This is a genomic window from Aeromonas sp. 3P (assembly GCF_051919745.1).
In the GTDB taxonomy this organism is placed as follows: domain Bacteria; phylum Pseudomonadota; class Gammaproteobacteria; order Enterobacterales; family Aeromonadaceae; genus Aeromonas; species Aeromonas veronii.
On sequence record NZ_JBQBED010000001.1, the window covers coordinates 2734414 to 2759703 of the forward strand.

Below are 25290 nucleotides of genomic sequence, written 5' to 3' on the forward strand. Positions count from 1 at the left end.
GCGAAAGATACCCCCCCCCCTCTCCCAGATAGCAGGAATTACCCTGCCGGAATCGATGAGCTGTTATCATTTGAGTCAGTCCCCAGCGCCGCCACGCCCCGAGAGGAGAGTCATGGATATACCTGCCGCCCCGTCCCCCGCCATCTGCCAGCTGTGTCAGGAGAAAGCAGATCTCGACTTCGACTTCACCATGGCCTTTCAGCCCATCATCGATTGCAGCCAGCGCACCATCTTCGGCTACGAGGCGCTGGTGCGGGGGCTCAACAACGAGCCGGCGCAGAGCGTGATTGCCCGGGTCAACGATGGCAATCGCTACCGCTTCGACCAGCTGTGCCGGATCAAGGCCATCGCACTGGCCGCCCGGCTCGATATGCGGGGCATGCTCAGCATCAACTTTCTGCCCAATGCGGTCTACCGCCCGGAGCGCTGCATCCGCACCACCCTGCAGGCAGCCCGCGAGCATCTCTTTCCCATCGAGCAGATCATGTTCGAGCTGACCGAGGTGGAGCAGGTGCAGGATAGCCAGCATCTCCGCAGTATCGTCGATCACTATCAGGCGCTCGGCTTCAAAACGGCGATCGATGACTTTGGCGCCGGTTACTCGGGCCTCAACCTGCTGGCCGATTTTCGCCCCGACATCGTCATGCTCGATATGCACCTGCTGCGCGGCATCGACCAGGACCCGACCCGGCAAGCCATACTGCGCCACTGTCTGGCCCTGTTTGCCGAGCTGCAGATCACCCCGCTGGCGGAGGGGATAGAGACCCGCGAAGAGATGGCCTGCCTGCGGGAGATGGGCGTCAGCCTGATGCAGGGCTATCTGTTTGCCCGCCCCGGCTTTGAAAACCTGCCGGAAGTAGATTTCGCCAGCTTGTAAGCCATATCAACCGCGGCTGCGCAAACATCCGGCTCCATAGCGCTGGATGACAAGCGGTTTAGCCAGCACCACTGCTATGATGCTGGCACCTGTTCATCAACGACCGAGATATCATGAAACGCAAAACCATGGCCCTACTGGTGGGCACCCATCTGCTGGTCGCGGCGGCAGGCTTTGCCGCTGGTGTCTACACCCTGCCGATCCTGATCGCGCCACCCGCACCTGATACCGAGCAGGTAGCGGCCAGCCAGCAGCAAGCGAGATTCCACGGCACCTTTCGCCGGGATCTGAAAGACAGCGATCGGCTGCACTGGGGGGAGGGCAAGGTGAGCATAGGGCCGGATGCCGTCAGCCTGATGGGCAAGCTGGCACCCGGGCCGGACTACCAGCTCTACCTCTCCCCCGAGTTTGTCGAGACCGAAGCCGATTTTGCCCGCCTCAAGGATCAGATGGTGCGAGTCGGACCGGTGAAGACCTTCGACAACTTTATCGTGCCGCTGCCCGCCACGATCGATCCGGCCCGCTACAGCAGCGTGATCGTCTGGTGTGAAACCTTCGGCCAGTTCATCACCGCCGCCCGTTATCAGGATGAGAGTCCGGAGCAGTAACCTCGCCCCAGACCCGCACCATGAAAAAGGGCTGACATCGCTGTCAGCCCTTTGGCTATCCGATCCGCTCGTCATTAACGCTCCGGCTTGGTCATCTCCCGCAGCAGCTGATCGATGCAGCCCACTACCTGCTCTGAGTTCTGCTCGATCTCGCGATAGAGCGCCTCTGCCTCTTCATGCTTGTGCTGATTTTTCAGCTCGATAATCTGCTGGATCACCTGATGCAGTCTGGCGTGCGGGGCGGCGATCGCCCTGAAGGCGGGTTGATCGCCACAGCATGCCTGCCCTTCGCTGAAGTACCAGTGGCCAAGGCGGCACTCCTTGTCGCTGACCGCCTCGCTGCGCGACAGCACCTCCTGCCCATCCAGATAGGCCCGCACCCGAGTCTTCCAGCCCATATGAGCGGCGCGGGCGCGACTCAGCACCATCCGCACGTTGGAGCCATCCTGGAACTGCCCAGCCAGATCCCCCAGCTTGTCTACCAGGGTCGCCACATGGCTGGCGATATGAGCGGTATCCCGCGCCACCAGCGTGGTGGCCTGGGAGATCTCGTGGACGCTGACGATATTGCGGGTGATCTCGTCGCTCACCGACGACTGCTCCTCTGAAGCGGCAGCGATCTGGGTGTTCATGTCGCGAATGCTGTTGACCGCCCCCTTGATCCGGCCGAGGGCTTCTCCCGCCTGATTGGCCCGCTCTACCGACTCCCCCGCCCGCGAGACGCTGTGTTCGATCATGGTCACCGTGGTGCCCACCGCCCGTTGCAGTTGCTCGATGGTGCCGCGGATCTCGGCGGTGGAGTGCTGGGTGCGCCCGGCCAGCGAGCGCACCTCGTCGGCCACCACCGCAAAACCGCGCCCCTGTTCACCGGCCCGGGCCGCCTCGATGGCGGCGTTGAGGGCCAGCAGGTTGGTCTGCTCGGCGATGGACTGGATCACCGCCAGCACCGAGCCAATCTGCTCGCTGGCCTTGGCGACCTCTTTCACTGTGTTGCCCGCGCTGGCGATCTCCTCGGCCAGCTGTTCGATCATGTTGACGCTCTGCTGCACCACCTCATCGCCGGTGACCGCCTGATTGTCCGCTTCGTTGGCCGCTTCGGCCGCCTGTGCCGTGTTGTTGGCCACCTCGTGTACCGTACTGGTCATCTCGGTCATGGCGGTAGCGAGCTGGGTGGTCTGCTCCTGCTGGCGCGTCATGCTACCAAGGTTGCCTGCCGCACTGCGCGACAGCCGCTCGCTCTCGCCAGCCAGTTCGCCCAGAGTGGCAGTGAGCTGGCTGATGGTGTCGCGGATCTTGGCTACAAAAGCATTGAACGCCGACCCGAGCCGACGGATCTCCTCCGGCCCCGCCACCGGCAGCTTGCTGCCGAGATCGCCGGAGCCATTGGCCAGCGCCTCCAGCGCCTTGACGCTGTCGAGCAGCGGACGGCTAAGACGCGCCAGCAGCAGCACCAGCGCCACCGCAATCAGAGCGGTGCCAAGTAGCACGATCATTACCATCTGCCAGCTCTGGCGTACCAGTGCGGCTGCAACCTCACTGTGATCACGCGCCAACTCGATCACCCCGACCGCCTTGCCGGAGAAGTCGCGCAACGGTGCCGCCATAACCAGAAAATCGCTCCCCTGCTGCTTGATGGTGGTGAAGCGGCTCTCTCCCGCCAATACCTCCTGATACCAGTCCACCGACTCACCAAGCATGGAGGTACCAGTCAGCATAACGAGCTTACCCTGTTCAAACAGATAGATGGCAAGGCGACTGTCCTTGCCCAGCAGATCGGCAAACAGCGAGGTGTCGAGGACGCGGCCAAACTCCACCGAGCCGACCGACTGGCCATTGAAAGTGACCGGCACTACGCCGCGGATCCCGGTGCCACCCTGACCGGTCTCCAACCCGCCGACCGGTTGATGATTGCGGTTCACCTCGACCACAGCCAACCGTGTAGTAGAGAGGTCGTCGCCATGATTTGCGGGCTTGTGTACCCGATAAAGGGAAATAGCCGGGGGAATGTGAAAGTGAAACTGCTGGATCCCCTGCGCCTTGAGGGCGGGCCAGAGCGGCTCAAACAGATTGGCGAGGGTCTGCCAATCCTTGTCGGCCACAGCCCTGGCTGCATCCGGCCGCTGGGCGATCAGGGTTGCTGCCAGCACGGTTTCATGGCTGGTGTTTTTGATCACCGCTTCCACATTCTGGAGCTGGCTCCGCAGTGCAGCCTGCTCGGCCGCGAGCGCCCGCTGGCGATTTTCAAACAGATTAAAGGTAAGCAGCACCACGGCGAGCAATACGATGCCGCCGATTGCCAGCAGCGTGATCTGGTGACCCAGCTTGCGAGGGGGGAACATAAGACACCATCCTTGACAGTCATACCCAACCTACAGGATGGAACGGTTAAGTCGGGAGTCCATCAGAACTTAACCCTTTGTTGATATTGATCAAACGATTAACAAGCAAAATGCGAGGCAGCTCAAACGGGGGGAATATTCACTCACAAGGCCGAGATCGGCACTGCGAGCCACAGGTTGAAAGTAACCCGCCCATAAACAAAAACCCCCTCGTGACAGAGGGGGTTTTTCGTTTTGGCAACGGGTGCGGATTAACGCAGCGGTTTGACCGAGCGGCGGACAATCAGCTCGGGCTGTACCGTCATCGACTCCACTTCCAGCTCCTTGTTGCGGATCCGGCTGACCAGATGCTTCACCGCCAGCTGGCCCAGTTCGGCCTTCGGGTGACGAATGGTGGTCAGCGGCGGGCTGGAGAAGCGCGCCATCTCCACATCGTCGTAGCCGATGATGGAGATATCGTCCGGCACCTTGACTCCGGCTTCCCAGGCAGCGCAAATCGCGCCGATCGCCATGGGATCGTCGAAGGCAAAGACCGCGGTCGGACGAGGCTGCAGGGCCAAGATGCGCTGCATGGCATCGAAGCCGCTCTGGCTCTCGTAGTCCCCTTCAAAGACCTGTTCATCTTTAAGGGTCAGACCGTGCTCGCCCAGCGCATCACGTACCCCGTCCAGTCGCTGCTGGGTGGTCGGCTTGGAGAGCTGGCCAGTGATGCAGACGATGTCGCGGTGCCCCAGCTCCAGCAGATGGCGAACGGCCATGCGGGCGCCGATGCGGGCGTTGTCGTTGATGACGTTGGCGAAATCGCACTCCGTGCCCCAATCCAGTACCACCTGCGGCACGTTCTTGTGGATGCGCAGCATGTCACGCAACGGGGTGTCGATATCGGTACCCAATACCAGCAGGCCATCCACCCGTTTTTCCATCAGCATTCTCAGGTAATGCTGTTGGCGAGGCGGCTGGTTTTCGGTGTTGCAGAGGATCAGGCTGTAGCCCTGTTCGAAGCAGTACGCTTCAACCCCTTGCACCACTTCTGCGAAGAAGGGGTTTACGCTGGTGGTCACCAGCATACCAATGGTCTTGGTCGAATTTATTTTAAGACTGCGCGCTACCGAGTTGGGCGCGTAGTTGAGTTCTGCCACCGCCTCAATCACTTTCTGGGTCGCGTCTTCGCTGACCCGCCGAGTGTGGTTGAGCACATGTGAGACGGTGGAGATGGATACGCCTGCGCGCGAGGCGACATCCTTGATAGTGGCCATCTCTGTCTCCTGACTGTCAAAGGCGGAACATTAGCAGATTTCCCGAATAAAGGCTTGGTTTTAACGAGCTCTGCCACGGAATTGTCAATGCCGGCTAATTTAGGCGCTCATTTCTGTTTGCGCAAATGGATTGTGGTCAAAATGGGAGCGCTGTCAGAGTAAAATATCGCCAGATTAATCCTCTGGCGTTTGTCAGAATCGCCTCTCGTTACCAAGATGTTAAGTCAATAAATCAAAATTAAACTCTGATTATCCTAAAATAACAGGTCATTTATTTCAAAATCCGCCTATCCGACCCCCTCTGGTTAGTATCTTTAACAGCTTGTTATTGCCCCGTGAGGAATGATAGAACCATACCTATAGCCGGATGCACGGGATGTAGATCCGGAATGGCACACGGAAATGAAACAATCCACTGATTAAGGGACGAATCAATGCATAAGTTGAGCAAAATCACAGTTGGCGCAGCGGTTTCTTTGGCTCTGTTTGGATCGATCTCCATCGCCCACGCGGCAGACACCATCAAGATCGGTATCGCAGGCCCGGTCACTGGCCCGGTCGCCCAGTACGGGGACATGCAGTTCACCGGCGGCAAGATGGCGGTCGAGCAGATCAACAAGGCTGGCGGCATTAATGGCAAGCAGATCGAAGCGGTCGTCTATGACGATGCCTGCGATCCCAAACAGGCGGTGGCCGTTGCCAACAAGGTGGTGAACGACGGCGTCAAGTTCGTGGTCGGTCACCTCTGCTCCGACAACACCCTGCCCGCCTCCGACATCTATGAAGACGAGGGGATCCTGATGGTCACCCCCGCCTCCACCAACCCCAAGATCACCGAGCGCGGTTACCAGCTGACCCTGCGCACCATCGGCCTGGATAGCGATCAGGGCCCGACTGCCGCCAAGTACATCATCGAGCAGGTCAAACCCCAACGCGTGGCCGTTATCCACGACAAGAAGCAGTACGGTGAAGGGATCGCTTCCAGCGTCAAAGCCGCGCTCGACAAGGCTGGCGTGAAAGTGGTGGCCTTTGAAGGGATCACCGCCGGTGACAAGGACTTCTCCGCCCTGATCGCCAAACTGCAGAAAGAGAACGTCGATTTCGTCTACTACGGCGGCTATCACCCTGAGCTGGGTCTGATCCTGCGTCAGGCTGGCGAGAAGGGGCTGAAAGCCAAGTTCATGGGCCCGGAAGGAGTCGGTAACAAGGATATCTCCGCCATCGGTGGCCCGGCTTCCGAAGGCCTGCTGGTGACCCTGCCGAACAAGTATGATCTGGTGCCTGCCAACGCCCCGCTGGTGGCGGCGTTCAAGGCCAAGGGTCAGGACTCCTCCGGCCCGTTCGTCTGGACTACCTATGCCGCGGTGCAAACCCTGGCCGCCGGTATCGCCAAGGCGGGTGAAGATGACCCGGCTGCCGTTGCCGCCGCCATCAAGGCCGCACCGATCGATACCGTGATGGGCCCCCTGACCTGGGCACCGAACGGTGACCTGAAAGGCTTCGAATTCGGTGTGTTCCAGTGGCACGCTGACGGTACTTCCAGCCAAGTCAAATAATCTGCCGATCGGGGGTGAGTACGCTCACCCCCTCCTCTCTTTGCGGGCAAGTACAGGGAACGCAGTATGTCCGAACACCTCCTCTATCTGGTTCAGCAGCTGCTGAACGGATTAACCATAGGCAGCACCTATGCGTTGATCGCCATTGGCTACACCATGGTCTATGGCATCATCGGCATGATCAACTTCGCCCACGGCGAGGTGTATATGATCGGCTCCTATGTCGCTTTTATGGTGATGGCGGGGCTCATGATGATGGGCATCGACAGCACCTTTCTACTGCTGGGGGGCGCCTTCCTGGTCAGTATTATCATCACCGGCACCTATGGCTGGAGCATCGAGCGGGTCGCCTACCGGCCACTGCGCGGTGGCAACCGGCTGATCCCCCTCATCTCCGCCATCGGCATGTCGATCTTCCTGCAGAACATGATGCGAATGGCGCAGGGCTCGCGCGATATCGCCATGCCCAGCCTGATCTCAGGCGGTTGGACCCTGGGGGGTGAAGATGGTTTTCAGGCCAGCCTCTCCTATATGCAGCTGATCATCTTCGTGGTGACTTTCATCACCATGCTGGCGCTGACCCAGTTCATCGGCCGCTCCCGCATGGGCCGCGCCTGCCGCGCCTGTTCGGAAGATATCAAGATGGCCAACCTGTTAGGGATAGACACCCACGTAGTCATCTCCATCACCTTCGTGCTGGGGGCCGCGCTGGCTGCCGTCGCCGGGGTGCTGCTCGGCATGTATTACGGCGTCATCAACCCCTACCTCGGCTTTATGGCCGGTCTGAAGGCCTTCACTGCCGCTGTATTGGGCGGTATCGGCAGCATTCCGGGCGCCGTACTGGGCGGCCTGCTGCTCGGCGTGGTTGAAGCGCTCACCGCCGGTTATCTCAGCACCGAGTACAAGGATGTGATGGCGTTTGCCCTGCTCATTTTTGTGCTGCTCTTTATGCCGACCGGCATTCTGGGTCGTCCGGAAGTGGAGAAAGTGTGATGAAACATCAATTTATCCACGCCTGTATCGCCAGCCTGGTGCTGCTGGTGCTCTCTTTCTGGCTGCTCGGCTTCAAGCTGGAGACCGATGGCTCCAGCCTGCAGGTAGTGAGCCGCCTCGATGTGTCGCTGGCCTGGCTACTGGGGGGCGCCACCCTCGTTTTCTGGTTCCAGATGCTGCGCGGCCAGATCGCCAAGCTGTTTCAGGCCTCCATCAGCGGCTTCTCGGTCGGCTTCACCAAGCTGGTGCTGCCGAGCCCGGAAGAGGCGCCCAAGCTCTATAACCTCACCGCCGTGCTGGTACTGCTGTTCGCAGTGAGCTGGCCCTTTATGGCCTCTCGCGGTGCCATCGATCTCGCCACCCTCACCCTGATTTACATCATGCTGGGGCTGGGGCTGAACGTGGTGGTCGGCCTCGCCGGTCTGCTCGATCTCGGCTATGTCGGCTTCTACGCGGTCGGCGCCTACAGCTATGCCCTGCTCAACACCTACTTCGGGCTGAGCTTCTGGGAGTGCCTGCCCATCGCCGGGCTGATGGCCGCTACCTTCGGCTTTCTGCTCGGTTTCCCGGTGCTGCGGCTGCGGGGGGACTATCTGGCCATCGTCACTCTGGGTTTTGGCGAGATCATCCGCATCCTGCTCAACAACATGACCACCCTGACCGGCGGCCCGAACGGCATATCCGGCATCCCCAAGCCGACGCTGGGGGGTCTGGAGTTCAACCGCACCGTCAAGGATGGCGGCTTTGATACCTTCCACAACTTCTTCGGCATTACCTACAACGCCAACCACAAGGTGATCTTCCTCTACCTGATGGCCCTGGTGTTGGTGGTGGTGACCCTGTTCGTCATCAACCGCCTGCTGCGGATGCCCCTTGGCCGCGCCTGGGAAGCGCTGCGGGAAGACGAAATCGCCTGCAAATCGCTGGGGCTCAACCCCACCATCATCAAGCTAACCGCCTTCACCATAGGCGCTACCTTCGCCGGCTTTGCGGGTAGTTTCTTTGCCTCGCGGCAGGGCTTTATCAGCCCGGAATCCTTCGTCTTTATCGAATCGGCCATTGTGCTGGCGATTGTGGTGCTGGGTGGCATGGGCTCCCAGATCGGGGTGGTGCTGGCGGCCATCGTGATGACGGTGCTGCCGGAGCTGGCCCGCGAATTCAACGAGTATCGCATGCTGATGTTCGGCCTCTTGATGGTGTTCATGATGATCTGGCGGCCACAGGGATTGCTGCCAATGACCCGTCCGCATCTGGAGTTGAAGAAATGAGTACACATCAGAAGTTAATGGAAGTCTCTGATTTGTCGATGCGCTTCGGGGGCCTGCTGGCCGTCAACGGGGTAAAACTGGATATCGACAAGGGCGAGGTGATCTCCATCATCGGCCCCAACGGCGCGGGCAAGACCACCATCTTCAACTGCCTGACCGGCTTCTACAGCCCGAGCGGCGGCACCATCCGCTACAAGGGTGAGGAGATCCAGGGGCTGCCCGGCCACCTCATCGCCCGCAAGGGGATTGTGCGTACCTTCCAGCACGTGCGGCTGTTCAAGGAGATGACAGCGGTGGAGAACCTGCTGGTTGCCCAGCACCAGCACCTCAACACCAGCTTTATCGCCGGTCTGTTCAAGACCCCAGCCTTCCGCCGGGCGGAGCAGGAGGGGCTGGAGCGGGCCGCCTTCTGGCTGGATAAAGTGGGCCTCAAGGATCTTGCCAACCGCGCCGCCGGTAACCTGGCTTACGGTCAACAGCGCCGCCTCGAGATCGCCCGCTGCATGGCGACCCGGCCCGAGCTGCTGATGCTGGACGAACCGGCTGCCGGCCTCAACCCGAAGGAGACCGACGAGCTGGACGAGCTGATCATCAGCCTGCGGGACGAATTCGGGGTCTCGGTGCTGCTGATCGAACACGATATGAAGCTGGTGATGGGCATCTCCAACCGTATCTTCGTGGTCAGCCAGGGCACCCCGCTGGCCCATGGCAAGCCGGATGAGATCCGTAACAACCCGGCAGTGATCAAGGCCTATCTGGGCGAGTCGTAAGGAAAACAAGATGTTAGAACTTCGCAACGTATCGACCCACTACGGCAAAATTCAGGCACTGCACGATGTCAGCGTCGAGGTGAAAGAGGGGGAAATCGTCACCCTGATCGGTGCCAACGGCGCTGGCAAAACCACCCTGCTGATGACCCTCTGCGGCGAACCCAAGCCCAGCAGCGGCTCCATCTGGTTTGAGGGGGAACAGATCAGCTCCCTCACCACCGCCCGCATCATGCGCAAGGATATCGCAGTGGTGCCGGAGGGGCGTCGTATCTTCGCCCGCCTGACGGTGGAGGAGAACCTGCTGATGGGCGCCTTCTTCGTCGACAAGGCAGAGCAGCATGGCCTGCTGGATCAGGTATTCACCCTGTTCCCGCGCCTGCACGAACGCCTGCAACAACGGGCAGGCACCATGTCCGGCGGCGAGCAGCAGATGCTGGCCATCGGCCGTGCCCTGATGAGCAAACCACGCCTGCTGCTGCTGGATGAACCCTCGCTGGGGCTGGCCCCCATCGTCATCCAGCAGATCTTCGACACCATTGAGCAGTTGCGCCAGAAGGGGATGACCATCTTTCTGGTGGAGCAGAACGCCAACCAGGCGCTCAAGCTGGCCGACCGCGGCTATGTGCTGGAGAACGGCCACGTGGTGCTGCAAGACACGGGCGCCGCCCTGCTGGCCAACCCGGCAGTGCGACAAGCTTATCTCGGCGGTTAACCCACTGCCCCGCATGCCATATCGACAAGGGAGCCGCTGGCTCCCTTATCTTTTGTGGGGTTAGTTTGCGCCCAAGCTTGCGGTACACTGGCCCGTAATCAACCTATTCGCAGGACATCCCGATGGACCAGTTTGCCCATATCAATGCCCATAATGCCCACCAGAAACTGAGCGCGGGTGAAGCCCGTCTGGTGGATATTCGCGACCCGCAATCCTTTGAAGCGGCCCACGCGGTCGGCGCCTTCCACCTCACCAACGGCACGCTGGTGCGCTTTATGAATGAAGTGGATTTCGATACCCCGGTCATCGTGATGTGCTATCACGGCAACAGCAGTCAGGGGGCCGCCCAGTACCTGCTGCAACAGGGTTATGACGAGGTCTACAGCATGGATGGCGGCTTCGAGGCGTGGCGCCGGGAGTTTCCCATCGAGGCAGGCGAGGCATGATCCAGCTGCTGGTGCTCGACAATGCCCGCATGGCGCAGGCGCTGGTGGACTATCTGGCGACGCTGGGCATCTCCTGCGAGCTGACCCAGTCCGAGCTGGGGGTCACCATCTGGCTGGCGGACGAGCAACGCCTCGCTCAGGCCCAGCTGGAGGTGAAGCGCTTTCTGGCCGAGCCGGGCCACCCGCGCTACATGGAGGCCTCCTGGCAATCCGGCCGCGCCGATGCCCGCATCGACTACAGCAAGGGAATGACGGATCCCATCACCGACTTCCTCCATCAGGCAGGGCCGCTGACGCTGGTGGTGATCATCGCCTGTCTCGCCATCTACGGGATCGAGGCCATCGGCCTGCCCATTTTTGATCAACTGGCATTCCACCCGACGCTGGCCCAGTTCACCGACTGGCAGGCGTGGCGCTATTTTACCCCCGCCCTGATCCACTTCTCGGTGCTCCATCTGGTGTTCAACTTGCTGTGGTGGTGGTATCTCGGCGGCCAGATCGAGCAGCGCCTCGGCAGCGGCAAGCTGCTAATCCTGCTGCTGGTGGGTGCCGCCCTACCCAATATCGCCGAGTTCTTTGCCAGTGGCCCGCTGTTTGGCGGCCTCTCCGGCGTGGTCTATGCCCTGCTCGGCTACTGCTGGCTGCGCAGCAAGCTGCAACCGGCCTGTGGCCTGACTCTGCCACCGGCGCTGATGGGCTTTATGCTGTTCTGGATGGTGCTCGGCTTCTTCGACATGCTCGGCACCAGCACCGCCAATATCGCCCACCTGACCGGCCTGCTGGTCGGCCTGCTGCAAGGCTGGCTGGATCGCAACCACCAGCCGGGCTGATTTTTCAGCAGCCGCAGAAACGAGAACGCCGCCCCGAAGGGCGGCGTTTTTTTACGCGATGGGCAGTTACTGCTTGATCAGGGTGTCGTCAGTCACCTTGACCGCCGCACCGCCACTCATAAAGAAGCTGGCGAACTGGGTCTGGATCTCGGTGGTGACCGCGCCAGCCTGATCGAAGTTCTCGTCAGGAGCCAGCAGCGAGCTATGGCCCCCTTTCAGGAAGCGCGCAGCATGGTGACCCGCCGGGAGCACGCCGGACCCCTTCAGCTCTTGCAAACCCAGCACCCGGAACAGCGGCTCGGTGCCACCCAACGGTGCAGAGGCGATGCTGTTGGGGATCACCTGATCCGGCAGATTTAGGGCGCCATCACCCACAATTTCGGTGGCGAACAGCGGGAAGCTCTTGGCGACGCCACTGCCCAGATTGATCGGATCCGCAGAGTCCAGCACTGACTGGGCGGCAAAGGTATAGCTCTGCAAGGTGCTCGCCGCACCCGCCTGCGTGGCCGCATCCAGACTGGGCAGGAACTCGTTGACGAAGCAAGTGGCGGCAGCCGTTTTGCAATTCGGTGCATAGGCGGTAAAGCCCGCTTTCAGCGCCGGACTGCCCGAGGTAAGCACGCTCATCTTGATGGTCGGCCCGAAGCTCGGCGAGTTGAGCAACAGCGGCGCGATGCCGCCACCCGGCATCGCCAGACCACCGGTATCGAACTTGAACAAGGCATCAGCCTGAGCACTGCCGGTGGTCTGGTTGGCGACAGCCAGCAGATTGGCCCCGGTAATGGCACCAAGTGAGTGACCGAGGAAGTGAACTTTCAGACCGGCACCACCCAATTGGCCACCCAATCCCTGGGTGTTGGCCAGACCGACAGCCAGTCGCAGTCCCAGCAGATCGGCCACGCTCTGTTTCAGATTGTCCCGCGCCACCGTCAGATAGTTGAGGTTCAGATAGGGGAGCGGGTTCTCCGATGTGGTCACCGTCGCCATGCTGTTGCTCAGGGCGTAGCCACGTTCGCCGTGCAGCGGGTGATCGATCACCACCACAGCAACCACCTTGTTCACTGATGGGTCTAACCCGGCACCTATCTGGCCCAGCGCCAGCGCATAGGCGTTCTCCTTGATGGAGGTGACGCCGTGCTGATAGATGATCACATCAGTGACAGTGCTCAAGTTGGTCGTCGGTGCGAAGATCCGCAGCGGTACCGATTGTACTTCGCTCAGGGTCGGCAACGGGTTGAAACGGCCGATATTGCGCTCGGCATCCAGCGGCTTGCCACCGGAGGTGAGAGTCACCCCGATCAGCTTGCTTGCCTCGGTCAGCAGTTCACTCTGACGGCTCGGGTCGGCGATCAGCTCACCCAGCAATGCCGGGTCCACGCCCGCCCCGACCAGTCCACCGATCACCTCGCTATCGCCCGCTTTCAGCGCGTTGGCGATGGCATAGAGGCTTGGAATGGCGCCGTGCCAGGATTGGGTCTTGGCCTTGTCCCAGGAGCCGGCTATCGCCGGGGTTGAGAGGAAGTAAGGGAGTTTGACGGTACCGGTATACACCTTGGTTAGCTGGGCAACCCCGTTAAGCGGCGTACCAACACCAAAGGCGGCTGTCAGTGCATCTTTCTGATCCTGCGGCAAGAATGGCTCATTCGCCAGCTGGGTCAGAAAATCCACCCCGCCATTAAGACCATTGATGGTATAGGTTGCTGGCAGGCTGGTGTTGCCCTTGGCATCCTGTTTCCACAGCGCCGCGGCGTCCAGGCTCGGGCTCTTCAGCACGGAAGCGGCGGCACTCTTCACCGCCAGCAGCACATCGGCACCAGATTGGGTGGCAAACCAGTCGGAGAAGATCACCCGATCGCTGGTGATCCCGGTGGCCGCTTTGAACAGACCTTCCTGCAGCGAGATCAGGCCGTTGATGGTCTGCTCCTGAGTAGTTGCGCCAGCTGTCGATTTGAAGCTGCTGTAATCGCCGCCCGCCTTGAGCGGTGTGCCGCGACTGTCCTTGAGGGCATCGGTCGCCACGATCATGTAGTAAGAAGAGGGATTGAGCGGCTTGAGCGGAACCAGATTGAGCTTGCCGTCCCCACCGGTGACCACAAAGTCGGTCCCATAAACCAGTGGCTTGCCGCCCTTGACTCCGTTGGGTTGCAGAGTGACCGGATCCAGCGTGAGCTCGAGCAGGTAGAGGGGCGCAACGGCAGAGGCATACTCGCTGGCCGCCGGTGCCGGCACAGAGACACCGGTCACGGTCGCCGGTACCAGCTGGACGGGTTGGGTGGTTGACCAGCCATCCAGGGTGGAGAGGGCAGATACCGGGTTCGACAGATCAGCAGTTTCTGTCGAAAACTTCAGGGTACCGTCGCTGGCACGGGGGGCCAGCACGCTCGGGCGCACCCGTTGGCGCCACTCAGGACGTAGTCGAGGGAGCTGGTGGTGTCTCCCTTGTTGTCATCTCCACCGCATCCGGCCAGCAGGGCGCTGACAACAGCTGCATAAATTAGCTTCTTCTTCATTTTTTATTCTCTTTTTATAAGGTTGTTATCCATCACAAGCCAACGGGGTCATCACGACCTCGACTGCAAAACGTTAACATAAAACCAACACCAAATAAGACTCATGCCGGACAGTTCTGGCTCAGCTTTGTGGTGCATGTCATGGTTTCAGGTTAACAAAGGGGCGCAAGGGTAGCAGTTGTGGCCCCATCACTAGACCCGACCAGCCAGCGGGCACCATCACGACTAAAAAGCCGCCGTGATCTCGGCAAAGTGAGGGAATTGTCGGTAGAATGTCCGCCAACGCTTAAGGAGGACATCATGATCGACCCGAAGAAACTGGAAGAGATCGCCAAGCAGGTGCACAACTCCCTGCCGCCCGGCATTCGCAGCATGGGTGAAGAGGCCGAGAAGAAGATGCGTCAGGTACTGCAAGCCCAGCTGGGCAAGCTGGATCTGGTCAGCCGCGAAGAGTTCGATGTGCAGACCAAGGTGCTGCTGCGTACCCGTGAAAAACTGGCCGCCCTCGAAAGCAAGCTGGCTCAGCTCGAGCAGCAGCTCGGCGCCAAAGGCGAATAACGAAAACCCCAGCTCGGCTGGGGTTTTTGCTTTGAATTGAACCTGTAAAAAGCATCACACCTGAAGCAGATACCAGGCCCGCTTGCCGCGTGCCTTGGCCTCATACATGGCCCTGTCGGCCACCTCCAGCGCCTGCCGAAAGCTCAATGGCTCCTCCTCCCACAGGGCGATGCCGATACTCAGCCCCACCCGTTGCGGGCAACCGGGTTTGGGCACATAGCCGTGCATCCGGCTGATCAGGGCGTCAGCCAGTTGCGCCAGGCCATGGCTCGACACATCCCGGTGCAGATGCACCACAAACTCGTCGCCGCCGTAACGGCCACATAGCGCCGAGCCAGGCATAATAAGGCGCAGCCAGTCCGCCATCTGCTGCAACACCAGATCGCCGCAGGCGTGGCCCAGCTGGTCATTGATCCCCTTGAAATCATCCAGATCGATAAAGAGCAGCGCCCCCGCGCCTTGCGGCTGCAGCTGGGCAAACGCCTTGCCAAACCCCTGCCGGTTTAGCAAGCCGGTCAGTGCGTCGCTGTTGGCTCGCTCAGCCAGTCGCTGCTCATAGGCCTTGCGCTGGGTAATATCGATATGGGAGCCCATGATCCGCAGCGGCTTGCCATCGCCATCCCGATCGACGACCCGACCCCTATCCCACAGCCAGGTGACCTCGCCTTGCGGATTGATGGTGCGGTATTCGGCTTCATAGAAGGGGGTTTTCCCCTCAAGGTGGGCAAAGTAGCTGCCCATGGCATGGGCGCGATCGTCGGGATGGAGCTTGGCGCTCCACTGATCGAAATGAGGGGCCATGTCACCGGCCTGAAAGTTCTGCAGATTGAAGACCCGCAGCTCGCCGGTGGGAATGGTGCCCTGCCAGAGACAGATGCCGGTGCCATCGAGGGCGGCATTGAGCTTCTCCTGCAACAGGCCATTTTCATGCTTCAAAGCGGCGATCTCTGCCTGCAAACGGGCCATTTCACCGCCATGAGGGGACGGGATCAGCGTTGCGACCCGCTCGACAGAGCCGGGCTCTCCCCTGTCATCCTCCGCAGATGCCCTGCCCTCTTCACTCAACACTGCGCCTCCTTGTGCTTGCTCTATGGATGCTCTTGTCAATCCCCCACAAAGATGCCATCAGCTAGGCTCGATTAGTAGCCATTCATAGCCAAAATATTGAAAAATAATGGGATAACGCCGCAATAATCCAACCATTCGGTACGATCAGGTACTGCGGCAGCCACAAAAACAAAAGCCCCCGGCAAAACCGGGGGCTGCGTCATCCAGACGGGGATCCCGTCAGATAAATTCGTAGGCGTCACCAAAGATGCGCTCCGGCTCGGCGCCAAGGATCTTGAACTCCTCCCGCGCGGCACCCGCCATCTCGAAACGGCCAGCGACATAGATGTCGTAGTCGTGGAGACTGACGAAATCATCCATGATCGCCTTGTGCACCAGTCCGCTCTTGCCGGTCCAGTCAGCCTCCGGCTCCTGCACCACCGGGATAAAGGTGAGCGGCGCATAGTCACGCTCCCACTGCTGCATCTGCTCCAGCTCATAGAGCCAGTGAGCCTGACGCACACCCCAGTAGAAGAACACCGGACGCTTGCTGCCCGTGTCGATCAGGTACTCCAGAATGGAGCGGGCGTAAGAGAAACCGGTGCCGCCCGCCATCAGGATCAGCGGACGGGGGGATTCATCGCGCAGGAACGCCTTGCCAGCCGGTAATTCAACCTCGATCTCCCCCTGCTCGCGCATGCGGGCCAGCACCTGACCAGCGTAGGCGTTCTCGGGAGTGGCACCGATTTGCAGCTCCAGCACGCCCGGGCGGGTCGGCGAGTTGGCGATGGAGAAGGGGCGCTTGTCCGAATCGCTCATCACCACCAGCAGATACTGGCCCGGCTTGAAGCTGATCGCTTGCTGCGGCGTCAGGGCCACATGCCAGATGGTGTCGACATATTCGCGCAGTTCCTCTACGCGGCATTTGATACGTTGCATTCTTGTCCTTGTGGCGGGCTCGCTCGGCCCGCTTCGCTCATTGTTTCACTATGGAGTGACGACCAGCAGCCCTGGCCCCGTCAGTCGAGAATACTCAAATCAGTGCGGATCGCATCACTTTTTGCAGCAAAGCTGTCATGTTTGCCTCATCCGAGGATATTGAGCTCATCCCAGATGGCATCAACCTTCTGCTTCACCGCCTCATCCTGAACTATGGGCTGACCCCACTCCCGATTGGTCTCGCCCGGCCACTTGTTGGTGGCATCCAGCCCCATCTTGGAGCCGAGGCCGGAGACCGGCGAGGCGAAGTCCAGATAGTCGATCGGCGTATGCTCGATCAAGGTGGTGTCCCGTGCCGGATCCATCCGGGTGGTGATGGCCCAGATCACATCCTTCCAGTCGCGGGCGTTGACATCATCGTCACACACCACCACGAACTTGGTGTACATGAACTGGCGCAGGAAGGACCAGACCCCCAGCATCACCCGCTTGGCGTGGCCCGGGTAACGCTTCTTGATGGTCACCACCGCCATCCGGTAGGAGCACCCCTCCGGCGGTAGATAGAAGTCCACAATCTCGGGGAACTGCTTCTGCAGCAGCGGCACGAACACCTCGTTCAGCGCCAGACCCAGCACCGCCGGTTCATCGGGCGGACGGCCGGTGTAGGTGCTGTGATAGATGGCATCGCGCCGCTTGGTGATGTGGGTGATGGTGAAGACCGGGAACTCGTCCACCTCGTTGTAGTAGCCGGTGTGGTCGCCATAAGGGCCTTCAGGCGCCATCTCACCCGGCTCAAGATAGCCTTCCAGCACGATCTCGGCGCTGGCGGGCACCTCCAAATCGCAGCTGATGGCCTTGATCACCTCGGTACGGCTGCCGCGCAGCAGACCGGCAAAGGCATATTCGGAGAGAGTATCCGGCACAGGCGTCACCGCGCCGAGAATGGTCGCCGGATCGGCACCGAGTGCTACCACTACCGGGAATCGCTCACCGGGATGGGCCTCCTGCCACTCACGAAAATCGATGGCACCGCCACGATGATCCAGCCAGCGCATGATCAGCTTGTTCTTGCCGATCTTCTGCTGGCGATAGATACCGAGGTTCTGGCGCTTCTTGTAGGGGCCACGGGTGATGGTGAGGCCCCAGGTGACCAGCGGCGCCACATCGCCGGGCCAGCAGTGCTGGATCGGGATCTGGTCGAGATCGACCGCATCTCCCTCCTGTACCACCTGCTGGCAGGGGGCAGAAGAGAGGCGTTTAGTCGGCATGTTGAGCACCTGCTTGAAGATCGGCAGCTTCTCCATCAGCTCCTTGAATCCCTTGGGCGGCTCGGGCTCCTTGAGATAGGAGAGCCAGACCCCGACCTGACGCAGGGCGCCCACATCGGGCTGGCCCATGCCCATGGCAACCCGATCAGGGGTACCGAACAGGTTGGTCAGCACCGGCATGGTGTAGCCTTTGGGATTTTCGAACAGCAGAGCCGGGCCACACGCACGCAGAGTGCGATCGCTGATCTCGGTCATCTCCAGATAGGGATCTATCTCGCGGGTGATGCGCTTGAGTTGTCCGTTTTGTTCCAGCTGCGCGATGAAATCACGCAAATCCTTGTATTTCATGCAAGTTCCCAACCGGGTTCAGGAGGTCACGCATTATAACCCTGGCTGCCCATCGGGTGTACCCGAATCGGGCAGCAGACTCGGTGCAATGGGTGGCATGTCACGCTGGCCGAGGCGTCTGGCCAGCGCAGAGAGCAGTTGTGGCTCGTCCACCTCCATCAACAGACCGGCCACCAGCGCCCCGTATTGGCGGTTGGAGAGCTCCGCCAGCAGGTATTTCTGGGCTTGCGGTGGCAAGGGGGAGAGTGCGCTCAGCTGCCGCAGGGCGGCTCCCTTCAATCCCTCATTGCCACTGGCGGCAATCAGCAGATCGCTGGCAGCACTGCCGTGATGGAAGCGGTTGATGGTAGAGAGTGCACGCAGCGCATCCTGATCTGCCGGCCGCCGCCACAGCATGCCATAGAGCGCCGGTTCGCCGGTGCGCTGCAACAGATGGAACAACAGATGATTGTCGGGCAGATAGATATTCTGGCTGGCCAGCACTTGCGCCTCCCGCATCCAGATCGGTTGCGGCAAGGTATCGAGGGCCAACAACAGGGCTTGCTGCTGCATGGCGAGATCGGGGTTACTGCTGTAGTAGATGGACTTTAGCTGGAAGCTGCCCTGGGCAAGCTGCTGCCGATAGCGCTGCATCAGTGATTGCAGCTGCCACTCCCCCAGCAACTGACGGGCCTGCGCGGCAAAATCATAGACAGGTTGCTGCACCAGAAAACCGTCGACCTGCTGCTCCATGAGCCACTCGGGTGCCTTGTCGGCCTGAGCCTCGACCCACTGTTGCAACGCAGGGGATGCAGGGGAGGTAGCGGGAATATCCCGCAGCAGCTGCAACAGCAGGAACTCCCGCCGCTCGCGACTCAGGGTCGCCAGCAGAGAGTCGATGGCTGCAAATTGACCCTCCTGCAGACGGCCCGCCAGATAGCGCTGGTGAGTCTGCAACGTCTCGGCTGTCACCGCGATCGGTGCACTTTGCGCGCAGGCTGGCATTGCACTCAGCAACCCCAGCAATAACCAGAAAACAGGCTTCATGACGTCTCCATCCATGTGACATCGGGATCTCATACTACTAGGGCGACCGGAAAACAGATAAACAAAAACCGCGACCAGGGCCGCGGTTTCGTCATTTTCTGACCGGACTTACTTCTGCTGGCGCCGCATGGCGTCGAAGAACTCGTCGTTGGTCTTGGTCATCGCCAGCTTGTCGATGAGGAACTCGATACCGTCGATCTCGCCCATCGGGTGGACAATCTTGCGCAGGATCCACATCTTCTGCAGCTCGTCACCTGAGGTGAGCAGCTCTTCTTTACGGGTGCCTGAGCGGGTGATGTCGATGGCCGGGTAGACGCGCTTCTCGGCAATCTTGCGCGAGAGGTGCAGTTCCATGTTGCCGGTACCCTTGAACTCTTCGTAGATAACCTCGTCCATCTTGGAGCCGGTATCGATCAGCGCGGTGGCGATGATGGTCAGGCTGCCGCCCTCCTCAACATTACGCGCGGCGCCGAAGAAGCGCTTGGGACGGTGCAGGGCGTTGGCGTCCACACCACCGGTCAGGACCTTGCCCGATGACGGGATGACGGTGTTGTAGGCACGGGCCAGACGGGTGATGGAGTCCAGCAGGATCACCACGTCTTTCTTGTGCTCGACCAAGCGCTTGGCCTTCTCGATCACCATTTCGGCAACCTGAACGTGACGGGAGGCAGGCTCGTCGAAGGTGGAAGCGATCACTTCACCCTTCACCATGCGCTGCATCTCGGTCACCTCTTCCGGACGCTCGTCGATCAGCAGAACGATCAGTTCACAGTCCGGGTGGTTGTAGGCGATGCTCTGGGCGATGTTCTGCAGCAGCATGGTCTTACCGGCCTTGGGCGGCGCCACGATCAGGCCACGCTGGCCTTTACCGATGGGGGAAGCCAGGTCCAGTACACGAGCGGTGATATCTTCGGTAGAGCCGTTACCCCGTTCCATACGCAGACGTTCGTTGGCATGCAGGGGGGTAAGGTTTTCAAACAGGATCTTGTTGCGGGAGTTTTCCGGACGGTCGTAGTTGACCTCGTTGACCTTGAGCAGCGCGAAGTAACGTTCGCCCTCTTTCGGTGGCCGGATCTTGCCGGAGATGGTATCGCCGGTACGCAGGTTGAAGCGGCGAATCTGGCTCGGGGAGACGTAGATATCGTCTGGGCCTGCCAGATAGGAGCCGTCTGCACTACGCAGGAAGCCGAAACCATCGGTCAGGATTTCCAGCACACCGTCGCCAAAGATATCTTCGCCACCCTTGGCGTGTGCCTTGAGGATTGCAAAAATAATATCTTTCTTGTGCGCCCGAGCCAGATTTTCCAACCCCATGGATTCGCCAAGCTTGACCAGCTCGGACACAGGAGTGTTCTTTAATTCAGTCAGATTCATAGTGGTGAAAGTCTGTAAGCAAGGATTGAATGAGGAGACAGTCTGCTGGATTGATGCTGATCGGATTTGATTGCCAGGCTGTAGTTAGCAAAGAGTCAGGCAAAAAGGTTAGCAAACGAGCGATAAATTAGCACCAATCGGGGTGAGCGTCTAGGTGATAAAACACAAGGAGCGCATTATTGCAATGCGCTCCTCTTTGATTATTACAGGTTGCCGTCCAGGAACTCTTTCAGCTGAGTCTTGGACAGTGCACCGACCTTGGTCGCTGCCACTTCGCCATTCTTGAACAGCAAGAGGGTCGGGATACCACGAATGCCGTACTTGGGCGGAGTATCAGAGTTATGGTCGATGTTCAGTTTGGCTACGGTCACGCGACCTTCGTACTCTTGGGCAACTTCTTCCAGGATCGGGGCAATCATCTTGCACGGACCACACCACTCGGCCCAGAAGTCGACCAGAACGGCGCCATCGGCTTTGATTACATCTGCCTCGAAGCTGGCATCGCTCAGCTGAACAATCTTGTCACTCATCTCCAACTCCAGTCAGTAATTAAGGCTTTATTGACATATCAACAAAGGCAATAGTTGCCCTATTTGAAATGATCCTGTTTATTATTGCAAGCCTAACCTGATAACCTACCGCCATGAGCAAAACACACTTAACGACCGACAAATTCGCCCAAATGGGCCTCGAACCCGAAGTTCTGGCTGGTCTGGAATCAAAGGGATTTCACTATTGCACGCCCATCCAGGCACTGTCTCTGCCACTGCTGGTAGAAGGTCATGACCTCGCCGGTCAGGCCCAGACAGGAACCGGCAAGACCATTGCCTTCCTGGCCGCGACATTCAACTATTTGCTGACTCACCCGCTGACCAAGCCCCGTCTGGTTAACCAACCCAGAGCCATCATCATGGCACCCACCCGGGAACTGGCAGTACAGATCTATAACGATGCCGACAGCATCGCCGCTTCTACCGGCCTGAAACTCGGCCTCGCCTACGGTGGCGAAGGTTACGACAAGCAGCTGGCCGTGCTGGAGCAGGGCGTCGACATCCTGATCGGCACCACTGGCCGCATCATCGACTACTTCAAGTCCAAGGTGATCGATCTGAGCAACATTCAGGTCGTGGTACTGGACGAAGCGGATCGCATGTTCGATCTGGGCTTCATCAAGGACATCCGCTTCCTGTTCCGCCGCATGCCGCCCGCGACCGAGCGTCTGAGCATGCTGTTCTCCGCCACCCTCTCCCTGCGTGTGCAGGAGCTGGCCTACGAACACATGAACCACCCGGAACATGTGCAGGTAGAGCCGGAGCAGATGACCGGCGTGCGGATCAAGGAGGAGCTGTTCTACCCCTCCAACGAAGACAAGATGTTGCTGCTGCTCTCCCTGATGGAAGAGGAGTGGCCGGAAAAAGCGATCGTCTTCGCCAACACCAAGCACGTCTGTGAAGACGTCCATGCCTGGCTGGAAAACGACGGCCACCGCGTAGGTCTGCTGACCGGTGACGTGCCGCAGAAAAAGCGGATGAAGATCCTCGAGGATTTCACCAAGGGTGCGCTCGATATTCTGGTCGCCACCGACGTGGCCGCCCGTGGTCTGCACATCCCTGACGTGACCCACGTCTTCAACTATGACCTGCCCGACGACGCCGAAGACTATGTACACCGTATCGGTCGTACCGGTCGTGCCGGCAAGAGCGGTCACTCCATCAGCCTGGCCTGTGAAGACTATGCCTTCAACCTGCCGGCCATCGAGGAGTACATCCACCACGCCATTCCGGTCAGCAAGTACGACCGTGAAGCGCTGCTGGATGACGTGACCCCGCCGAAACGGGTGTTCCGCAACCGTCAGCCGGTGAACCGCAACATGCGGGATCGTCAGGGCGGTGGCAACAGCAACAACCGTCGTCGTCCGCCGCGCAAGAGCTAAGGACAGGCCCGTTGCACAACTCGCCTCTCTATGCCGCTATCGACCTCGGCTCCAACAGCTTTCATATGCTGGTGGTGCGCGAGGTCGCCGGTGCCCTGCGCACCGTCGCCAAGGTCAAGCGCAAGGTTCGCCTCGCAGCCGGGCTCGATCCGGAATTTCGTCTCAGCCGTGCCGCCATGGAGCGAGGCTGGGACTGTTTGCGTCTCTTCTCCGAACAGTTGCAGGACATTCCGGCCGACAACATCCGGGTGGTGGGCACCGCAACCTTGCGGCTTGCCACCAACGTCGACGAGTTCCTCAGCGAAGCGGAACGGGTACTCAACCACAGCATCGAGATCATCTCGGGCGAGGAAGAGGCCAAGACCATCTATGAAGGGGTCTCCTGGACCTCCGCCGGGGAAGGCAACCGGCTGGTGATCGACATCGGCGGTGCCAGCACCGAACTGGTGATCGGCGAACATAGCGAAGCAAAACTGCTCAACAGCCTGCACATGGGCTGCGTCACCTGGCTCAACAATCACTTTGGTGATGGTGAGCTCTCCGAAGCTCGTTTCGAGCAGGCGATTGCCGCCGCCAAGGCGGTGCTGGAGAAGGTGGCGGAAGATTACCGCGCCCTCGGCTGGCGCACCTGCGTCGGCGCCTCCGGCACGGTACAGGCGCTGCAAGAGATCATGCTGGCGCAAGGGAAGAGCGAGCGGGTCACCCTGCCGAAGTTGCAGGAGTTGATGGGTCAGGCCATCGCCTGCGGCAAGCTCGACCGGCTGCAACTGGAAGGGCTGGCGGCCGAGCGGCTGACCGTGTTCCCCTCCGGCCTCGCCATCCTGATCGCCATCTTCGAAACACTCGATATCGAGAGCATGACCCTCGCGGGGGGCGCCCTGCGTGAAGGACTGATCTACGGTCTGCTGGGCAACAATCACGACTGTGATGCCCGGGATCGTACCGCCGACAGCCTGATCAGCCGCTATCAGCTGGATAAAGAGCACGCCGAACGGGTGCGCGATACCGCCGTCGAGGCGTTCAACCAGCTGCAACCGGCCTGGCGACTCTCCAAACGCTACGGTCGCCCGATCTTGCGTTATGCCGCCCTGCTGCACGAGATCGGCCTCTGTATCGAGTACAAGAAGGCGCCGCAACACGCCGCCTACATCATCGACAACATCGATATGCCGGGCTTTACCCCTGCGCAAAAGAAGCTGTTGTCGGCCCTGCTGTTCAACCAGCGGGACGAATTCAAGCTGGAACCGCTGGAAAAGCAGGGTGCTGTCACCGGTCGTCAGGCGATCCGGCTGGCCCGTATCCTGCGCATCGCCCTGATCCTCTGCATGCGCCGCACCCAGGGCACTGTGCCCAGCTTCACCCTGCAGGCAGAAGAGGAGTCACTGACCCTGACCCTGCCCAAGGGCTGGATGGATGAACACTACCTGCGCGCCAGCGAGCTGCGGCTCGAGGTGGAACGCCAGCAGAAGATGGGCTGGCCGACCCGCGTACAGGAAGCCTGACTCAGCAACCCGCCTGTTTTGGAGCCGATCATGCCGGATTATCAACCCATCAGCTGCGATCTCTACGACTGGCTCGAAATTGCTGCCAGCTGGCAACTACCGGTGACCCTCACCAGCCGCGATGGTCGCCAGCGGGATGACAAGATCCGCACCATCGAAGCCAGCGAAGGGGTCGAGTATCTGCTGCTGCACAGTGGCGAGCGGCTCAGTCTGGCAGAACTGGCGACCCTGCGCCTGAACTGGCAAAGGGAAGAAAAGCTGATCCGCTTCGCGCCAACCAACTGAATCCAATACGAAAAAGGAGGGCCAACATGACGTTGGCCCTCCTTTTTGCATCTGCGGCTCACACCGGCCGTTAACCCGCTGCCAGCGCCGCCATCACATAGACATCGAAGCGGTTGCTCTTGGTTTCGATGGCCATGCTGGGCTTCTGTTCATTGAGCCAGCCGGCGTAGTCGGGGCGTTTCACCACCACCCGCTTGTTCGCCATCTTGAGCGCGGCAGGCAGCAGGGCATCCGCATCAAGATCCGGCCCCACCAGCGACTGGAACACCCGCATCTCCTTTTTCACCAGCGCCGACTTCTGCTTGTGGGGGAACATGGGGTCGAGGTAGATCACCTCGGGCCGCTCCGGCAGCGCCAGCAAGTTGTCCACCGCCGGACCTTGCAGCAGGTGCATCCGCTCGCTGACCCAGGGGCCAATCTCGGGATCCTGTGCCGCCCGCGCCAGCCCGTCCTGCAACAGAGCAGCCACCACAGGGCTGCGTTCGATCAGGGTCACCTTGCAACCGAGAGAGGCGAGTACGAAGGCATCGCGCCCCAGCCCGGCAGTGGCATCCACCACGGTCGGTGTGGCACCGGCCTTGAGCCCCACCGCCTTGGCGATAGATTGACCGCGACCGCCACCAAACTTGCGACGATGTGCCACCGCCCCTTCCACGAAGTCCACATAGACGGCACCCAGCTTGGGCTCGTCCAGCTTGCGCAGTTCCAGTCTCTCTTCAGTCAGTACCAGCGCAAACGGAGCCGGAAACTCCACGTCGGCAAGGCGTAAACGCAGGGCGTCGAGCTCGCCATCACGGGCGGGGACTTCACTGAAAACCTGAATATGGGGCATAGGAGACAGACTC

Annotated in this window: 22 protein-coding genes and 1 pseudogene; 13 read left to right on the top strand and 10 right to left on the bottom strand. The window is 60.2% G+C overall.

Annotated features, from left to right (window positions below; genetic code table 11):
* Nucleotides 1-112: 112 nt before the first annotated feature.
* Both ACTG19_RS12550 and ACTG19_RS12555 read left to right on the top strand, forming a co-directional pair.
* Nucleotides 113-877, top strand: a complete 765-nt coding sequence (locus ACTG19_RS12550) for an EAL domain-containing protein (RefSeq protein ID WP_439989124.1) — start codon at nucleotides 113-115, stop codon at nucleotides 875-877.
* 113 nt (nucleotides 878-990) lie between these two features.
* A complete protein-coding gene (locus tag ACTG19_RS12555; protein WP_113740672.1) occupies nucleotides 991-1485 on the top strand; it encodes a DM13 domain-containing protein in 495 nt (164 codons plus the stop codon).
* A 74-nt stretch (nucleotides 1486-1559) separates the two neighbouring features.
* Here the strand turns inward: ACTG19_RS12555 and ACTG19_RS12560 are convergent, their stop codons facing one another.
* Nucleotides 1560-3824 carry a methyl-accepting chemotaxis protein gene (locus tag ACTG19_RS12560; RefSeq protein ID WP_439989126.1) on the bottom strand — a complete coding sequence of 755 codons (2265 nt, stop codon included), beginning with the start codon at nucleotides 3822-3824 and terminating at the stop codon, nucleotides 1560-1562.
* Nucleotides 3825-4075: 251 nt separating this feature from the next.
* Nucleotides 4076-5080, bottom strand: a complete 1005-nt coding sequence (locus ACTG19_RS12565) for a substrate-binding domain-containing protein (RefSeq protein ID WP_005355925.1) — start codon at nucleotides 5078-5080, stop codon at nucleotides 4076-4078.
* 434 nt (nucleotides 5081-5514) lie between these two features.
* Between ACTG19_RS12565 and ACTG19_RS12570 the strand changes: the two genes are divergently transcribed.
* The 7 genes from ACTG19_RS12570 to glpG all read left to right on the top strand — a co-directional run bounded on the left by ACTG19_RS12570 (nucleotide 5515) and on the right by glpG (nucleotide 11655).
* Nucleotides 5515-6636 (top strand): branched-chain amino acid ABC transporter substrate-binding protein, encoded by a 1122-nt coding sequence (locus ACTG19_RS12570; protein WP_005339442.1) that lies wholly within the window; start codon nucleotides 5515-5517, stop codon nucleotides 6634-6636.
* Between the two features lie 66 nt (nucleotides 6637-6702).
* Nucleotides 6703-7629: a high-affinity branched-chain amino acid ABC transporter permease LivH gene (gene livH, locus ACTG19_RS12575; RefSeq protein WP_005339439.1), complete on the top strand. Its 927-nt coding sequence runs from the start codon at nucleotides 6703-6705 to the stop codon at nucleotides 7627-7629.
* Nucleotides 7629-8897: a high-affinity branched-chain amino acid ABC transporter permease LivM gene (locus ACTG19_RS12580; protein ID WP_005355922.1), complete on the top strand. Its 1269-nt coding sequence runs from the start codon at nucleotides 7629-7631 to the stop codon at nucleotides 8895-8897. The genes livH and ACTG19_RS12580 overlap by 1 nt, the downstream gene beginning before the upstream one ends.
* Nucleotides 8894-9667 (top strand): high-affinity branched-chain amino acid ABC transporter ATP-binding protein LivG, encoded by a 774-nt coding sequence (livG, locus tag ACTG19_RS12585; protein WP_201991025.1) that lies wholly within the window; start codon nucleotides 8894-8896, stop codon nucleotides 9665-9667. Before ACTG19_RS12580 ends, livG begins: the two co-directional genes overlap by 4 nt.
* A 10-nt stretch (nucleotides 9668-9677) precedes the next feature.
* A complete protein-coding gene (locus tag ACTG19_RS12590) occupies nucleotides 9678-10379 on the top strand; it encodes an ABC transporter ATP-binding protein (protein WP_005342433.1) in 702 nt (233 codons plus the stop codon).
* A 122-nt stretch (nucleotides 10380-10501) separates the two neighbouring features.
* Nucleotides 10502-10825 carry a thiosulfate sulfurtransferase GlpE gene (glpE, locus tag ACTG19_RS12595; RefSeq protein ID WP_439989127.1) on the top strand — a complete coding sequence of 108 codons (324 nt, stop codon included), beginning with the start codon at nucleotides 10502-10504 and terminating at the stop codon, nucleotides 10823-10825.
* A complete protein-coding gene (gene glpG / locus ACTG19_RS12600; RefSeq protein ID WP_113740670.1) occupies nucleotides 10822-11655 on the top strand; it encodes a rhomboid family intramembrane serine protease GlpG in 834 nt (277 codons plus the stop codon). The genes glpE and glpG overlap by 4 nt, the downstream gene beginning before the upstream one ends.
* A 66-nt stretch (nucleotides 11656-11721) precedes the next feature.
* On the opposite strand, the pseudogene ACTG19_RS12605 reads toward glpG, so the two are convergent.
* Nucleotides 11722-14165: pseudogene (locus ACTG19_RS12605) on the bottom strand (VolA/Pla-1 family phospholipase).
* Between the two features lie 300 nt (nucleotides 14166-14465).
* Between ACTG19_RS12605 and ubiK the strand changes: the two are divergent.
* Nucleotides 14466-14723 carry a ubiquinone biosynthesis accessory factor UbiK gene (gene ubiK / locus ACTG19_RS12610; RefSeq protein WP_005339429.1) on the top strand — a complete coding sequence of 86 codons (258 nt, stop codon included), beginning with the start codon at nucleotides 14466-14468 and terminating at the stop codon, nucleotides 14721-14723.
* 54 nt (nucleotides 14724-14777) lie between these two features.
* On the opposite strand, the gene ACTG19_RS12615 is transcribed toward ubiK, so the two are convergent.
* The 6 genes from ACTG19_RS12615 to trxA form a co-directional block, all read right to left on the bottom strand.
* Nucleotides 14778-15791: a GGDEF domain-containing protein gene (locus ACTG19_RS12615; protein ID WP_439989129.1), complete on the bottom strand. Its 1014-nt coding sequence runs from the start codon at nucleotides 15789-15791 to the stop codon at nucleotides 14778-14780.
* A gap of 219 nt (nucleotides 15792-16010) precedes the next feature.
* On the bottom strand, nucleotides 16011-16709 hold the full coding sequence (gene fre / locus ACTG19_RS12620) for an NAD(P)H-flavin reductase (RefSeq protein WP_005339423.1): 699 nt from the start codon (nucleotides 16707-16709) through the stop codon (nucleotides 16011-16013).
* Nucleotides 16710-16855: 146 nt separating this feature from the next.
* Entirely contained in the window at nucleotides 16856-18325 is a 1470-nt protein-coding gene (gene ubiD / locus ACTG19_RS12625; protein ID WP_113740668.1) for a 4-hydroxy-3-polyprenylbenzoate decarboxylase, read from the bottom strand.
* A 33-nt stretch (nucleotides 18326-18358) separates the two neighbouring features.
* Complete coding sequence (locus ACTG19_RS12630; protein WP_113740667.1) at nucleotides 18359-19351, bottom strand: hypothetical protein; 993 nt, start codon at nucleotides 19349-19351, stop codon at nucleotides 18359-18361.
* Nucleotides 19352-19459: 108 nt separating this feature from the next.
* On the bottom strand, nucleotides 19460-20725 hold the full coding sequence (gene rho / locus ACTG19_RS12635) for a transcription termination factor Rho (protein ID WP_005339417.1): 1266 nt from the start codon (nucleotides 20723-20725) through the stop codon (nucleotides 19460-19462).
* Nucleotides 20726-20928: 203 nt separating this feature from the next.
* Nucleotides 20929-21255 (bottom strand): thioredoxin TrxA, encoded by a 327-nt coding sequence (trxA, locus tag ACTG19_RS12640; RefSeq protein WP_005339416.1) that lies wholly within the window; start codon nucleotides 21253-21255, stop codon nucleotides 20929-20931.
* 113 nt (nucleotides 21256-21368) lie between these two features.
* Here trxA and rhlB point away from each other — a divergent pair, with 113 nt between their 5' ends.
* The 3 genes from rhlB to ACTG19_RS12655 are packed head-to-tail and all read left to right on the top strand — an operon-like array spanning nucleotide 21369 to nucleotide 24445.
* Nucleotides 21369-22658, top strand: a complete 1290-nt coding sequence (gene rhlB, locus ACTG19_RS12645; RefSeq protein ID WP_005339414.1) for an ATP-dependent RNA helicase RhlB — start codon at nucleotides 21369-21371, stop codon at nucleotides 22656-22658.
* Between the two features lie 11 nt (nucleotides 22659-22669).
* A complete protein-coding gene (gppA, locus tag ACTG19_RS12650; protein ID WP_113740666.1) occupies nucleotides 22670-24160 on the top strand; it encodes a guanosine-5'-triphosphate,3'-diphosphate diphosphatase in 1491 nt (496 codons plus the stop codon).
* A gap of 30 nt (nucleotides 24161-24190) precedes the next feature.
* Nucleotides 24191-24445, top strand: coding sequence for a Rho-binding antiterminator (locus ACTG19_RS12655; RefSeq protein ID WP_201991022.1), 255 nt, complete (start codon nucleotides 24191-24193; stop codon nucleotides 24443-24445).
* A 70-nt stretch (nucleotides 24446-24515) separates the two neighbouring features.
* Here the strand turns inward: ACTG19_RS12655 and ACTG19_RS12660 are convergent, their stop codons facing one another.
* Entirely contained in the window at nucleotides 24516-25277 is a 762-nt protein-coding gene (locus tag ACTG19_RS12660; RefSeq protein ID WP_234923230.1) for a class I SAM-dependent methyltransferase, read from the bottom strand.
* Between the last annotated feature and the right edge of the window lie 13 nt (nucleotides 25278-25290).

Coding starts and splice junctions, on each gene's coding strand:
- ACTG19_RS12550 (WP_439989124.1), top strand. CDS start 113: ATGGATATACCTGCCGCCCCGTCCCCCGCCATCTGCCAGCTGTGTCAG.
- ACTG19_RS12555 (WP_113740672.1), top strand. CDS start 991: ATGAAACGCAAAACCATGGCCCTACTGGTGGGCACCCATCTGCTGGTC.
- ACTG19_RS12560 (WP_439989126.1), bottom strand. CDS start 3,824: ATGTTCCCCCCTCGCAAGCTGGGTCACCAGATCACGCTGCTGGCAATC.
- ACTG19_RS12565 (WP_005355925.1), bottom strand. CDS start 5,080: ATGGCCACTATCAAGGATGTCGCCTCGCGCGCAGGCGTATCCATCTCC.
- ACTG19_RS12570 (WP_005339442.1), top strand. CDS start 5,515: ATGCATAAGTTGAGCAAAATCACAGTTGGCGCAGCGGTTTCTTTGGCT.
- livH (WP_005339439.1), top strand. CDS start 6,703: ATGTCCGAACACCTCCTCTATCTGGTTCAGCAGCTGCTGAACGGATTA.
- ACTG19_RS12580 (WP_005355922.1), top strand. CDS start 7,629: ATGAAACATCAATTTATCCACGCCTGTATCGCCAGCCTGGTGCTGCTG.
- livG (WP_201991025.1), top strand. CDS start 8,894: ATGAGTACACATCAGAAGTTAATGGAAGTCTCTGATTTGTCGATGCGC.
- ACTG19_RS12590 (WP_005342433.1), top strand. CDS start 9,678: ATGTTAGAACTTCGCAACGTATCGACCCACTACGGCAAAATTCAGGCA.
- glpE (WP_439989127.1), top strand. CDS start 10,502: ATGGACCAGTTTGCCCATATCAATGCCCATAATGCCCACCAGAAACTG.
- glpG (WP_113740670.1), top strand. CDS start 10,822: ATGATCCAGCTGCTGGTGCTCGACAATGCCCGCATGGCGCAGGCGCTG.
- ubiK (WP_005339429.1), top strand. CDS start 14,466: ATGATCGACCCGAAGAAACTGGAAGAGATCGCCAAGCAGGTGCACAAC.
- fre (WP_005339423.1), bottom strand. CDS start 16,709: ATGCAACGTATCAAATGCCGCGTAGAGGAACTGCGCGAATATGTCGAC.
- ubiD (WP_113740668.1), bottom strand. CDS start 18,325: ATGAAATACAAGGATTTGCGTGATTTCATCGCGCAGCTGGAACAAAAC.
- ACTG19_RS12630 (WP_113740667.1), bottom strand. CDS start 19,351: ATGAAGCCTGTTTTCTGGTTATTGCTGGGGTTGCTGAGTGCAATGCCA.
- rho (WP_005339417.1), bottom strand. CDS start 20,725: ATGAATCTGACTGAATTAAAGAACACTCCTGTGTCCGAGCTGGTCAAG.
- trxA (WP_005339416.1), bottom strand. CDS start 21,255: ATGAGTGACAAGATTGTTCAGCTGAGCGATGCCAGCTTCGAGGCAGAT.
- rhlB (WP_005339414.1), top strand. CDS start 21,369: ATGAGCAAAACACACTTAACGACCGACAAATTCGCCCAAATGGGCCTC.
- ACTG19_RS12655 (WP_201991022.1), top strand. CDS start 24,191: ATGCCGGATTATCAACCCATCAGCTGCGATCTCTACGACTGGCTCGAA.
- ACTG19_RS12660 (WP_234923230.1), bottom strand. CDS start 25,277: ATGCCCCATATTCAGGTTTTCAGTGAAGTCCCCGCCCGTGATGGCGAG.